14 protein-coding genes are annotated in these 12,697 nt (G+C 61.1%); 4 read left to right on the top strand and 10 right to left on the bottom strand.

Going from position 1 to position 12,697, the window contains the following annotated elements:
- Positions 1-124: 124 nt before the first annotated feature.
- The 4 genes from argE to HX855_RS31385 are packed head-to-tail and all read right to left on the bottom strand — an operon-like array spanning position 125 to position 3,721.
- Positions 125-1,270 (bottom strand): acetylornithine deacetylase, encoded by a 1,146-nt coding sequence (argE, locus tag HX855_RS31400; RefSeq protein ID WP_177085596.1) that lies wholly within the window; start codon positions 1,268-1,270, stop codon positions 125-127.
- Positions 1,267-1,944, bottom strand: a complete 678-nt coding sequence (locus HX855_RS31395) for a DUF1028 domain-containing protein (protein ID WP_177085594.1) — start codon at positions 1,942-1,944, stop codon at positions 1,267-1,269. Before HX855_RS31395 ends, argE begins: the two co-directional genes overlap by 4 nt.
- A 10-nt stretch (positions 1,945-1,954) precedes the next feature.
- Positions 1,955-2,365 carry a RidA family protein gene (locus HX855_RS31390; RefSeq protein WP_063030874.1) on the bottom strand — a complete coding sequence of 137 codons (411 nt, stop codon included), beginning with the start codon at positions 2,363-2,365 and terminating at the stop codon, positions 1,955-1,957.
- A 24-nt stretch (positions 2,366-2,389) separates the two neighbouring features.
- Entirely contained in the window at positions 2,390-3,721 is a 1,332-nt protein-coding gene (locus HX855_RS31385) for a flavin-containing monooxygenase (RefSeq protein ID WP_375140098.1), read from the bottom strand.
- 146 nt (positions 3,722-3,867) lie between these two features.
- Between HX855_RS31385 and HX855_RS31380 the strand changes: the two genes are divergently transcribed.
- Positions 3,868-4,302 carry a GNAT family N-acetyltransferase gene (locus HX855_RS31380; RefSeq protein ID WP_177085590.1) on the top strand — a complete coding sequence of 145 codons (435 nt, stop codon included), beginning with the start codon at positions 3,868-3,870 and terminating at the stop codon, positions 4,300-4,302.
- A 16-nt stretch (positions 4,303-4,318) separates the two neighbouring features.
- Positions 4,319-4,786, top strand: a complete 468-nt coding sequence (locus HX855_RS31375; RefSeq protein ID WP_177085588.1) for a GNAT family N-acetyltransferase — start codon at positions 4,319-4,321, stop codon at positions 4,784-4,786.
- Positions 4,787-4,953: 167 nt separating this feature from the next.
- On the opposite strand, the gene HX855_RS31370 is transcribed toward HX855_RS31375, so the two are convergent.
- The gene (locus HX855_RS31370; RefSeq protein WP_177085586.1) at positions 4,954-5,442 is read right to left on the bottom strand and encodes an HIT family protein; all 489 of its coding nucleotides are present in this window, start codon (positions 5,440-5,442) and stop codon (positions 4,954-4,956) included.
- 141 nt (positions 5,443-5,583) lie between these two features.
- Here HX855_RS31370 and HX855_RS31365 point away from each other — a divergent pair, with 141 nt between their 5' ends.
- Complete coding sequence (locus HX855_RS31365) at positions 5,584-5,913, top strand: DHCW motif cupin fold protein (RefSeq protein ID WP_177085584.1); 330 nt, start codon at positions 5,584-5,586, stop codon at positions 5,911-5,913.
- Positions 5,914-5,927: 14 nt separating this feature from the next.
- Here the strand turns inward: HX855_RS31365 and HX855_RS31360 are convergent, their stop codons facing one another.
- On the bottom strand, positions 5,928-6,842 hold the full coding sequence (locus tag HX855_RS31360) for a LysR family transcriptional regulator (protein ID WP_177085582.1): 915 nt from the start codon (positions 6,840-6,842) through the stop codon (positions 5,928-5,930).
- Between the two features lie 118 nt (positions 6,843-6,960).
- Between HX855_RS31360 and HX855_RS31355 the strand changes: the two genes are divergently transcribed.
- The gene (locus HX855_RS31355; protein ID WP_177085580.1) at positions 6,961-8,202 is read left to right on the top strand and encodes a cation:dicarboxylate symporter family transporter; all 1,242 of its coding nucleotides are present in this window, start codon (positions 6,961-6,963) and stop codon (positions 8,200-8,202) included.
- Between the two features lie 75 nt (positions 8,203-8,277).
- On the opposite strand, the gene HX855_RS31350 is transcribed toward HX855_RS31355, so the two are convergent.
- The 4 genes from HX855_RS31350 to HX855_RS31335 all read right to left on the bottom strand — a co-directional run bounded on the left by HX855_RS31350 (position 8,278) and on the right by HX855_RS31335 (position 12,535).
- Positions 8,278-9,888 carry an argininosuccinate lyase gene (locus HX855_RS31350; protein WP_177085578.1) on the bottom strand — a complete coding sequence of 537 codons (1,611 nt, stop codon included), beginning with the start codon at positions 9,886-9,888 and terminating at the stop codon, positions 8,278-8,280.
- Between the two features lie 18 nt (positions 9,889-9,906).
- Positions 9,907-11,154 (bottom strand): OprD family porin, encoded by a 1,248-nt coding sequence (locus tag HX855_RS31345; RefSeq protein WP_177085576.1) that lies wholly within the window; start codon positions 11,152-11,154, stop codon positions 9,907-9,909.
- 299 nt (positions 11,155-11,453) lie between these two features.
- Positions 11,454-11,930 (bottom strand): copper chaperone PCu(A)C, encoded by a 477-nt coding sequence (locus HX855_RS31340; RefSeq protein WP_177085574.1) that lies wholly within the window; start codon positions 11,928-11,930, stop codon positions 11,454-11,456.
- Positions 11,930-12,535 (bottom strand): SCO family protein, encoded by a 606-nt coding sequence (locus tag HX855_RS31335; RefSeq protein WP_177085572.1) that lies wholly within the window; start codon positions 12,533-12,535, stop codon positions 11,930-11,932. Before HX855_RS31335 ends, HX855_RS31340 begins: the two co-directional genes overlap by 1 nt.
- Positions 12,536-12,697: the final 162 nt, after the last annotated feature.

Here is a 12,697-nt window from a genome sequence, read left to right as displayed (position 1 = left end):
AACTAAAAATGTGGGAGCCGGGCTTGCCCGCGATGGCGGTGGATCAGTTTGCAAATCTGCTGGCTGATACACCGCCATCGCGGGCAAGCCCGGCTCCCACAGTTGATTTGAGTTGTTTGGGGAATCAGGTACGGATCGAGAGCAACATCCGCTGCAGCATATCGTCGCAATCCTTTAGTTGTTCAACGCTCACAAACTCATCCGGCTTATGCCCCTGGTCCATGCTCCCGGGCCCGCACACCACCGTCGGAATGCCCGCCGCATCAAACAACCCACCCTCAGTTCCGAACGCTACGGTGCCAAACTCCCGCGAGCCGGAAAACGCCGCAATCAATTCCGCCGCCTGGCTGCGCTGATCGGTGGCCAGCCCCGGGTATGCCGACAACTCGCTGAAGCGAATCGAACTCTGCCGGCTCACCGCTTGCATCCGTGGCAACACCTGCAGCATCGCATACGCCTGCAACTCCTCGGCCACTTCACCCGGGTCCATCGAGGGCAGGGCGCGCACTTCAAAGTCAAAACGGCAATCCGCCGGGACGATATTCAACGCCTTGCCGCCGGAAATCACCCCGGTTTGCACGGTGCTGAACGGCGGGTCAAAGCGCTCGTCCTGATGGGCCTTGAGACGCTGGCCAATCCGCCCCAGCTCGCCAATCAGCTCGGCCGCATACTCAATCGCATTCACCCCGGCAGGCGCATACGCCGAGTGACAGGCCTCGCCATGCACATCACAGCGCATCGCCAGCTTGCCCTTGTGCCCCAGCACCGGTTTCAACTCGGTGGGCTCGCCGATAATGCACAGCAGCGGTTTCACCGGCCATTGCTCCAGCACCTTGAGCAACGAACGCACCCCAAGGCAGCCGACTTCCTCATCGTAGGACAGGGCGATATGCACCGGCATGCGCAAGTTGGCCTCGACCAGTGCCGGCACCAGCGCCAGCACACAGGCGATGTAGCCCTTCATGTCCGCCGTGCCCCGGCCAAACAGCTTGCCGTCGCGCTCGGTCAACTCAAACGGCGGCAACGTCCATGGCTGGCCATCCACCGGCACCACATCGGTGTGCCCCGACAGCACAATCCCGGGCACCTGCGCCGGGCCGAGGGTGGCGAACAGATTGGCCTTGCTGCGTTCTTCGTTGTAGATCAATTCGCTCGCGACACCGAAACCCGCCAGGTAGTCGCGCACGTACTCGATCAACATCAGGTTGGATTCGCGGCTGGTGGTATCAAACCCCACCAGCGTTTGCAGCAGTTCGCGGCTGGTGCTCATCGGTCGTCTCCGGCCACGCCGTAGCCTGGGGAGCGGTCGGGGGCCAGGGCGCGGTCGATGTAGTCCTGCACTTGCGGGCGATAGGCGTCCCAGAGCTTTTGCAGCTCGGCGATCGGCTGCGCGTCGGCCCAATCCACCCGCAGGTTGATGATTGGCCAGGTCAGCTCACCCACCACCACCAACGCCGCGGAATGTACCGGCCCGGCTTCACCGCCGGCGGCGATGGCGGCGTGCATCGCGGCCAGCAGTCGGTCTGCCAACTGACCTTCGCCTTGTTCAAAGGCCTTGACCATGGCGTCGATCACCGCGCGGTCGGCGAGCATATTGCCGGCGGCCACGCACTGTTCGCCCGACACGGCGTTGTGGGTACCGAGGGTTTCACTGCCGCTGAAATGCACGGTGCGCCCCAGGTGATCAATCGCCGTCAGTTGCCGGTATTGGCTGTAGCCATTGCGGGTCAGGGCCTTGTCCACGGCGTCGGCGGGGGCGAGGCCTTGTTCCAGCAGGTCGAGTACGTCCGGGCCCAGGGCGGGCAGGGTGATGTTCTGGGTCGAGACCGCGCCCACACCGGGCCGCAGCCAGGGGCAACGGGCGCCCACGGCAATGCTCGATGAGCTGATGGCAATGCCCATCTGGCCGGTTTCAGCGCAACGGGCGACGATTGAAAAGGTCATGGGCGGCTCCTTATTCGGGGATGACGGCGATCACATCGATTTCCATCAGCCATTGTGGCTGGCCCAGGGCCGATACCACCAGCCCGGTGGAGATCGGGAACACGCCCTTGAGCCACTTGCCGACTTCCTGGTACACCGGCTCGCGGTAGCGCGGGTCGATCAGGTAGGTGGTGGTCTTGACGATGTGGCTGAGGTCGCTGCCGGCTTCTTCCAGCAGTTGCTTGACGTTGCGCATGGCTTGCTCGGCCTGGGCGCGCGGGTCGCCGAGGCCAATCAGGTTGCCATCGAAATCGGTGCCCACCTGGCCACGCACATACACCGTATTGCCGGCGCGTACGGCCTGACACAGGTCGTTGTCCAGGCTCTGGTTAGGGTAGGTTTCCTTGGTGTTGAACATGCGGATGCGAGTGTGAGTAGGCATCAAAAAAACTCCAGAACTAAGTGATCAGGCGCTGACAGGGGACGGGTGCACAACGGGTGCGGCTTCGCGGTATTCAAGGTATTGGCGCTGGATGGCGATATGGTCGGCCACGTACTTGGCGTCATGCCAAACGCCCCAGATAAACGACGAGCCCCGGCGCGACTGCCATGGCAAACCGAGGAAGTAGATGCCCGATTCGCTGGCCACGCCGCGCTGGTGCTGGGGCTTGCCGGCGGCGTCAAACGCGTCGACTTTCAGCCAGCTGTAATCCACGGCAAAACCGGTGGCCCAGATGATGGAAGTGACACCGGCCTTGGCCAGGTCCAGTTCAAGGATCGGATGCTTGATGCACTCGGCATCGGGAAACACGCGGCGTGCTTCAGGCTCTACCGGCAGGTCGAGGCCGTTGCGTTCGATATAGGCATCCGCCGCATCCAGCAGGGCCCGGTAGTTCTCATCGCCGCGGGCCAGGTTTTCCACCAGGTTGGGCTGGAAGCGGGCGACGCTGCCGTTGAAGGATTGGGTCAGGCCAACCAGGGTCATGCCGTGCTGGGCCAGCTCACGGAAGTCGATGGTCTTGCCGCCGTGGGCGCCGCTTACTGCAATGGTCACGTGCTCGCGGCCGGGTTTCATTGCGGCCTGGTCCCACTCACCCAGCACCCCCAGCCACCAGCAGAAATCGCGGTTGCGATAGGCCCGTGGCGGGCGGTCGTGGGCGCCCACCGACAGGAACACCTGGCGGCCGGAGCGTTGCAGTTCATCGGCAATCTGTACCCCGGAGGAACCCGCACCCACCACCAGCACGGCACCCGCCGGCAGTTGGGCGGGGTTGCGGTAGTCGGCGGAGTGGATCTGGTGCAGCGCCGTGTCTTCAGGCGCAATCGCCGGAATCACCGGCTTCTGGAACGGCCCGGTCGCCGCCACCACACGGTTGGCTTCGATGACGCCTTCGCTGGTGTGGATAGTAAAGCCTGGGCGCCCGACATTGCGCACCACGGACGTCACGTCCACGCCGGTGCGAATCGGCGCATTGAACTTGCGTGCATAGGCTTCGAAGTAATCCGCCACCCGCTCTTTTGGCGCAAAGCCATCGGGGGCGACGTCATCAAAAGCCAGGCCCGGAAAGCGGTCATGCCAGGCCGGCCCGTTGGCCACCAGCGAATCCCAGCGGCCGGTGCGCCAGCGCTCGGCGATACGGCTGCGCTCCAGCACCAGGTGCGGTACGCCTTGCTTGCTCAGGTGCTCGCTCATGGCGACGCCAGCTTGGCCGGCTCCCACCACCAGCGTGTCTGTTTTTGTTATGGCTTGAGTCATGTGTCTGTCCTTGCGTAATGCAGTTGGATTCAGCTTGGGCATGGCTTCAAGGCTAGGGGGAGGGCGGTTTTTAATAAAATATTATTAAGCTGGGAAGTGAGCATAAATAACTGATGCAGAGCGGTGCAGGCGGGTGGGATGTGCTGGTAGGCTGCCTTTCCGGCCCACACACATCCAGGTTCACGCCCATGCTCAACATTCGCATCATGACCCTCGACGACTACGACGCCGTCACCGACCTTATGCGCAACACCCCCGGCATCTCCCTGCGCGACGCCGACTCCCGCGAGGCCACCGCGCGTTATCTGGAGCGCAATCCCGGCATGAGCTTCGTGGCCGAGGTCGATGGCGTGCTGGGGGCCTGCGTGATGTGTGGGCACGATGGCCGTCGCGGCTATTTGCAGCACCTGCTGGTGCTGCCTGCGTATCGGCGTCAGGGCATTGCGAACGCGCTGGTTGAACGCTGCCTCGCCAGCCTTGCACAGTTGGGCATCCGCAAATGCCACCTGGATGTGTTCAAGACCAATCACAGTGCCGCCCGCTATTGGCAGGGCCAGGGTTGGCAGTTGAGGACCGATATTGATCGCTATTCGTTTACCCGACCGGGTGACGAGAACGCCTGAAGTCCATGGAGGACGAATGTTTGAGATAAGACGCGCCACGCTGGAAGATGCACAGACCGCCTTCGATATTCGCCTGTTGGCCATCCGCAGCCAATGTATTGGCGCGTACGCGTCGGAGCAGATGATGCTCTGGACGCGAGGTGCAGCCGAGGACGGTTATGACGCGCTGATGGACACGCATTTTTACCTGGGGTGTGTGGGTGGTGAGCCGGTGGCTTCCGGCATGCTGGACCTGACGAATAACGAAATCGGCGCGTTGTTTGTGCTGCCCGGTTTCATCGGACGGGGGTTTGGCCGGCAGATGTTGGCGTATCTGGAGGCGTTGGCGCGGGAGTTGGAGATTGAAGAAGTGATCCTGGACGCGACGTTGAATGCGGCGGATTTTTACCGGCGGCACGGCTATGTGGGCAGCGAACAGGCGATTTACCATTCGCCATCGGGGTTGCAGCTAGCCTGTATTCCGATGCGCAAACACCTGTACTGACACCCGAAAAGACTATGGCGAGGGGAGATACCTGTGGCGAGGGAGCTTGCTCCCGCTGGGCCGCGAAGCGAGCCCAATAGGGCTAATGCAATCTGACTGAAAGAACGCGCTGACCTTTTTGGGGCTGCTGCGCAGCCCAACGGGAGCAAGCTCCCTCGCCACAAAGGTTATGTGTTGTCTTGAGTAGTGAATGCCCCACGCAAACGCTTGATCACCTCGTCTACAGCGGGGCCTTGTACCGCCGGCGGAACAGGGCTCTCACCAAACTCTCGCCAGATAAAAAATGTCAGCTCGGCACCGTCGGTAGCCTCCTGCTGCACCCCGAAATTCTGCAGCACCCGATAGCGCTCATCCCCCCAAAACAACGCTTCCACCCACTCGTAAACCGGAATGAAATGAAAGTGCAGCGGGAAGCCCGGCATATGCCCGAACCGGCTGATGTAAAGCCACTTGGGCTGCAGTTGCGCCTCCATGATTCGCTGGGTGTTGGCCAATAACCCACCCAGCTCTGCGAGCGCCGTCTCGGGCATGTCCGCCAGTGAGTGGGCCGGCGCCTTGGCACCCAGCATCAGGTAGCCCGGCAGTGCGGATGACAGGTGATGATTGAGCAGCCAATGCTCGGTTTCATGCACAACAAAGGATGGATCGATCTTCATCGACGGGCGTCCATGCGGAGGAGGGTGGCAGGATACCAAGAGTCGCTGTCCTGTATCCCGCAAATGCTGCGGATCTGTCTCTACCGCTTCGCTCACCTGATCGGTACGGTCTGCCCACACGTATTCGCAGCCGAGACCCTTATGGACCTGACCGCAATTCCCTTTGGCACCACCGACTGGTCGGCCATCGAACCCGTGCTGCACCCCGGCGAAACCGGCAGCGCTTACTGGCGCACCTGCCAGTTCGGTTCAACCCGTGTGCGCATGGTCGAATACAGCGCCGGTTACCTTGCCGATCACTGGTGTTGGCGCGGGCATGTCCTGCTGTGCCTGGAGGGCGAGTTGCACACCGAACTGGAGGACGGCCGGCAGTTCACGCTGACGGCCGGGATGAGTTACCAGGTGGGTAATGACATGGAAGGGCATCGATCATCCACTGCCGTCGGGGCGAAGTTATTCGTGGTGGACTGAGGTTTCACCGGCCCTTATCCCTTGCGATAAACCCCGGCCAGCTCCCGCGCCAACCCAATAAAATTCTGCAGCGGCGTCGACGGATTGAATGCGCGCCGCACCAGGGTAATCGGTGCCAGCAACCTCGGCCGGGCATCGCTGATCCGGCAGTACACCACGCTCTCGCGATGCACATCGCGCATGGACGCCGGCACCACCGAAATGCCTTCACCGGCGGCCACCAGGCTGACGTTGGTCAGCATGCGTTCCACTTCAAAGGCAATCTTCGGTTCAAAACCGGCGTTCTGGCAGGCCTTGATCAGGTTGGCGTACATCCCCGGCGCGCCGGGGCGGCGGACCAGGATGAAGCGTTCGTCTTTGAGGTCGGCCATGGTGATCCTCGGTTCACCCCCCTTGAGCAACGGATGCCCGACGGGCAGGGTCAGCAGCATTTCTTCGTTGAGCAGGCGGTGGAAGGTCAGGCTCTGGTGATCGCCCACCGGGGCGCGCAGGATGCCGATGTCGATGCGTTTTTCGATGGTGTCTTCGGTGACTTCCCGGGCGCTGCCTTCGTTGATCGAGAGTTCCACGCCGGGGTAGTGCTCGCGGTAGGCGCGGATGATGCGCGGGATCAGCGGGTGCGCGGCGGCAGAACTGGTAAAGGCAATGACCAGCGTACCTTCGATGCCTTGGGCAGCGCGGGCGGCCTTGAGGGCGCCTTGTTCGACGCGGGCGAGGATGACGCGCGCTTCGTCGAGAAACACCAGGCCGCCGGCAGTCAGGTCGACGCCCTTGGGGTGGCGCTTGAACAGGTCAAACCCCAGCTCTTGTTCCAGGGCGCGAATCTGTTGGCTGAGGGGCGGTTGCTGCATGTTCAGGCGGGCGGCGGCCCGGGTGAAATGACGCTCTTCGGCCACCATGATGAAATAACGTAAATGGCGAAGTTCCATGGTGGTATATCCCGTGACAAGACTTTATTATTTGTGGCCTGAATGCGCCTTGGCGACCAATATGCCGAACGTGGCCTGATCCGACAATAACAATAAATAAAAAGACCATGGAGCATTGATGCCAGCCCGACTCGCGAATAACGCCACCCTGCCTATTTTGATTGCCATTACACTCGGCATGGTGTTGGGGCTGTTTTATCCGGGCGTGGCGGTTGAGATGAAAGTACTCAGTGACGCCTTTATTAAAGTCGTCGGGTTACTGATGCCCTTTTTGTTGTTTGTGTTGGTGTCGACCGGGGTCGCGGGTATCAAGCGTGAACCCCATCACCGGCATGTCGTGGGGCGCATCGTGGTGTATTTCCAGCTGATGTCCCTGGTGGCATTGCTGCTGGGGATGGCGACGGGAATACTCTTCAACCTGGATCACGGGGCAGTCGCCAGCCTGGATTTTGGCCACCTGACACCGCTTGTCGCGCCGCAAGTGTTGCTGCACGAACTGTCGATGACATCGATTTCGTCGAGTCTTTACAGGGTGTTCACCCAAAGCCTGGTGCTCCAGGTGATGCTGGTGGCGGTGCTGTGCGGGGTGCTGCTGGGGCGTGCTGGCGAGGTCGGCAGCCGTTGCCTGGGCTGGCTGGAAGCGGCGGTCGCCGGGTTGTTCTGGCTGCTGCGCCTGATCTTGAAGTTTGCACCGCTGGCGGCGTTTGGTGCGATGGCCTTTGTCGTGGGCAAGTACGGCGTAAGTTCTGTATTGCCACTGTTGAAGTTTGTGGCTGTCATCTATTTTGCCTGCGCGGTATTTGTGGTGTTAGTGCTCGCAAGTGTTACGCGCCTGGTGGGCGTTAAATTGACGCGGTTAATTATCTACTTGAAAGAAGAGTTGTTGTTGGTGACGTTTACCGGCTCTTCCGTGGCTGCACTTCCCGGGTGTGTCAGCAAACTTGAGGCGTTGGGCTGTGACCGCCAATTAGTGCGCCTGGTGCTGACCACCGGCTATACCTTCAATTTGGCCGGCACCAATCTTTACCTGACCACCGCCATCATGTTCCTGGCGCATCTGGCCGGGGTGGACATTGCCGTGCCCGAGTTGCTGGCGGTGCTGGTGATCTGCCTGTTCACCTCCCTCGGGTCCACCAGTGTGGCGGGCTCGGCGCTGTTTACCTTGATTGCCACTTTGAACATCCTGCAACTGGTGCCGCTGGAAGGGGTGGGGTTGCTGTTGGGGGTGGAGCGGCTGATGAAGTGCCGGTCGCTGACCAATGTGTTGGGCAACTGCGTGGCGTGCCTGGCGATTTGCGGATGGCAAAGATCCCTTGATCTTCAAACCTGTAGGAGCGAGCTTGCTCGCGAAGGGCGTTAACGCTGACGCGGGGTATCTGGCACCCCGCGCTGTTCTCCCGTTTTTCGCGAGCCAGCTCGCTCCTACAGAAAGCCGTTAGCCCTTGGCGTTCAGCAACTTGTCGAAGGCCTTGTCCAGATTGCCTTCCGCACCTTTCAACTTCTCACGACGTTCCTTGAGCCAGCTCTGGTCCGCGTCGAGGTTCTTGCGGGCTTCCACCAACATCCGCTTGACCTCTTCCGGCTGCGGCCCACCCGTGCCTTTGCGGGTCTTGACCATCGCCGTCGGCGACAGCGCCGCACGGAAGCCAGCCTCATCCAGCGGCAAGGTATTCGGCGTCCATTTGTATTTGTCGGCGGCCTGGGTGTACAGCTTCTGCGCGTCCGCATACGGGAACGTCTTCGGCGTGGTGCCGTTGCTGCGCGCTTCGGTAACGATCAGTGACGCGAAGCTGTGACCAATGCGGAACGGCACCTTGAACTGACGCTCCAGGGTGTCGGCCAATTCCATCGACGTGGTCCATTCCGACTCCAGCTCATCCAGTGCGCGCTGCGGGTTGATTTGCAGCGCATCCAGCACCGCGTCCATGCTTTTGAACATCTCATCGGTGGACTGGAACAGCCCCAATGAATCAAACGCGAACTTGTAGTCGGTCATCCCAGTGGTGACGTTATGCGCGCGCAAAGTCACGGTTTGCGCCAGGCCCACCACATCCGAGGCGGATTCGCGGGTGCGCATCAACAGCCCCGGGTTGCGCTTTTGCGGCATCGCACTGCTGGTGTAGGTGGACTCTTCGTCCAGCAGCAGCCAAGGGCGGATCTGATGGTACTGGGTGTGGATATCGCCAATCATCGCGCCGATACGAATCGCCGACGACGCCGCCAGGTTGGCCGCCTCGATGGGAATGTCATAGGTCGACACCTGGCTCGAATCCAGGGAGTTTTCCCGTACGCCGTCAAAGCCCAGCAACTCGGCGAGGCGTTCGCGGTTCAGTGGGTAGGCGGAGTTCGCCAGCACCGCGGTGCCCATCGGGCTCAGGTTGAGGCGGGTGTAGAGTTCGCGGATGCGCTGGCCGTCGCGATCAAACGCCGCTTCAAACGCCAGCAGGTAGTGTGCGTAGCTGATGGGCATGGCCTGCACGCCGTTGGTGTAGGCGGGCACCAGGGTATCGACGTTCTTGTCGGCGATGTTCAGCAGGCGTTGGCGGGTGGCGTTCAGCGCATCGCTGTAGGCCAGCACCTGGGCGCGCAGCTTGGCCAGGCGGTAGGTGGCGAGCATGTCCTGGCGGCTGCGGCCGGAGTGGATCAGGGAGGCTTCAGGGCCGATCTTGTCGGTCATGATTTTTTCCAGTTGCAGCACATCATCCGGGCGTTTACCGCCGGGCTGGTCGGCCTGGTCGATGGCAAAGCGCACGCCGCCGGCGATCTTGTGGCCCATGTCCGGTTTGACGATGCCTTCTTCGGTGAGCATCACGATCGAGGCTTTGTTGATGCGGTTCAACCAGGCGAACTGGGTTTGGGTCGGGTCGCCCTTGGTTTTGTGGGCGGTTTGCGAAGAGTCGGGCGTGGCGCCGACTTTGGCCGCCTGGGCCGCGCATTCCTCGGTGGTGTTGCAGGGCAGCGCACCGGTGTCGGCGGCATAGGCGCCGTAACTGCTGAACAGGGCAAAGGCGACGGCCAGGTGGATCAGACTTTTCTTGGTATTCATGTGCAACGCTCCGGAAAATTACAACAAGGGCAGGGTGTAGCTGACGATAAAGCGGTTCTGGTCGATATCGCTGCCGCTGCCATTGCTGCGATACGTGCCATTGCGCCATTTCACTTCAAGGTTCTTCAGGGCGCCGCTCTGGAAGACGTAGCCGATATCGGTGTTGCGCTCCCACTCCGTGCCTTCCAGGGCACCGGTGCGTACGAAGTTGTCGCCTTTGAGGTAGCGGGTCATAAAGGTCAGCCCGGGAATGCCGAGGGCGGCGAAGTCATAGTCGTAGCGGGCCTGCCAGGACTTTTCCTCGGGGTTGGCGAAGTCCGGCGAGATCATCACGTAGTTGACGAGGTAGGAGTCGGTGCCGTCCAGGTGGGGGAACCCGGTGGTGCCTTTCATGCGCTGGTAGGCCGCGCCGAAGGAGTGGCCGTGGAGGCTGTAGGTGAACTTGGCACCAAAGGCCTGGTTGTCGATGTTGCTGTTGCCTTCCTTGCTGGAGTCGGCGTAACGCAGGTCAGACTTGAACGACTGGGCGTCACCCAATGGCAGGGTGTGCACCAGGTTGAAGATGTGTTGCTTGTAGTTGTTCTCGAGGTTGGCGTAGTGGTAGCCGGTGACGAGGGTTTTGGTCCAGCTGTAGCTGGCACTGGCGAAGTCGAATTTATCGCTGGGCACGGCACCTTTGATGCCTTTGCCGTCGACTTCAATGTCGGCGTGACCGCTGTCGTTACGCAGGGTGTTGCTGGTCAGGCGCCCGGCGTCGAAGGTCAGGCCGGCGATGTCCTGGCTGGTCAGCTGGGTGCCGCGAAAGGTCTGGGGCAGCAACCGGCCGTCGTTGGGCAGTACGGTGGGTAGCTTGGGGATCAGCGTGCCGAATTTAAGTACGCTTTTGGAAATCCGCGCCTTGGCAGTGGCACCCATTCGGCTGTAGCTGTCTGGCGCGCCATCCTCGCCCACGGGGAGCAGGCCGGTGTTTTGCCGGTCGGGGCTGGAATCCAGTTTCAAGCCCTGCAGGCCGATGGCATCGAGGCCAAAGCCCACCAGGCCTTCGGTATAGCCCGACTGGTAATTGAGTATCAGCCCTTGGGCCCACTCATCGCGCTTGGACTGGCTGGCGTTGGGCTGGCGGTAATCGCTGTTGAAGTAGAAGTTGCGAAATTCGAGGTCGGCCTTGCTGTCTTTGAAAAAGTCAGCTTCGGCAAGGAGGGGGAAGGCGAGTGTCAAACCGAGGGTGGCCGAAGTCAGGCCCAGGGTAATGGGGGATTTGCTCATTGTTATTCCCGTTGTCTGCTGCTTATTTTTAGAATTATCTGACCGGACGTCGACAGGGAGACGCGTCCGGCATGCGCAGGCTAACGAGTTGGTTTGCAGATTGAAAATATATAGAAAGTGTTGAGGCGAGACTAAAAAAGTATGAAGTGGGCGCCCGATTTTTCAGACACCGAAGGGCCAATGTGGGAGCGGGCTTGCTCGCGAAAGCGGTGGATCAGTCAATACATGTGCTGACTGACACACCGCCTTCGCGAGCAAGCCCGCTCCCACACAAGCCCCCTCGCCACAGGTAACGGCGATCAATGCATCTTGCTGTGATCCATGGGTTCCATCGCATTCAACGCACGAGCTTCAGCCTTGACGTCAATCGTCTGTTTTTCACCCTTGGCATTTTCCACGGTGACGGTCAGCGGCACCTGGTCGCCTTCTTTGATCTGGGCGGTGAGGTCGATCAGCATCACGTGGTAACCGTCCGGGTCGAGCTTGACGGCCTTGCCCGCCGGCAACGGAACCGACTCCACCGGGCCCATGCGCATCACGTCGTCCTTCATGGTCATTTCATGGATCTGCACGGTCTTGGCGACCGGCGACGCCACGCTGAGCAGTTTGCTGTCGCTGTCGGCCGTCACGGTCATAAAGGCGCCGCTGGACGGCTGGCCCGGTACCGAGGCGCGTACCCAGGCGTCGGTGACCACCGCCTGTGCACTGGCGTGTGCGGCAAGGCCCAGCAGGGAGAGGCCGAGGGCAATGCGCTTGAGGTGTTGAACGGCAGTCATTAGCAGACCTCCATGACGGTGAGCAGGTCTTCTGCACACTCTTTGGCGTTAAGCGAGGCGGACAGGCCCAGGCGCAGGGTGCCCCGGGTGTCGAACACAAAGCTGGTGGCGGTGTGGGAGAGGGTGTAGCTGTCGCCGGCCGGGATCTTTTCATAAAAGATCCCGAACTCCTTGGCGGCCACGGCGATTTCTTCCGGGGTGCCATACAGCGCTTCAAAGCTCGGGTCGAAGGCCTTGACGTAGGCATCGAGAATCTCGGGCGTGTCCCGTTCCGGGTCGAGGGTGATAAACACCACCTGCATGATCTTGCCGTCGCGGCCCATCAGTTTTTTCGCCTGGGCCATGCGTGCCAGCGTCGTCGGGCACACGGCCGGGCACTGGGTGAAGCCGAAGAACACCACCGGCATCAGGCCACGGAAGGAACTCAAGGTGACGGTTTCACCGGCAGTGTTCTTGAGCTTGAAGGTACGGCCCATGATCTTGTCGCTGAGGTCCTTGCCGTACTTGAAGTTCAGCTTGGGGCTGTTGTCGCAGCCGGCCAGCAGGCCCAGGCCCAGCAATCCCATGCCGGTGAGGACTTTGCGGCGGGTGAATAACGTACTCATCAACTGTGCATCCTGTGAAGCGCCTGGGTACCACGAAGCGTTAAATCAGGCGAGGAGAGCGTGGCATTCTAACAACCCCTGCCTGCGTACGTAATCTGCGACGTTCTGTCACAGGCCCTGCCGGGCAAGACAAATGTGGGCGCTGTCGAGCTTTAGCGAGGC

The sequence above is a fragment of the Pseudomonas sp. IPO3778 genome, from assembly GCF_013386825.1.
Classification (GTDB): Bacteria; Pseudomonadota; Gammaproteobacteria; order Pseudomonadales; family Pseudomonadaceae; genus Aquipseudomonas.
This window is presented reverse-complemented; position numbering and strand designations above follow the sequence as displayed.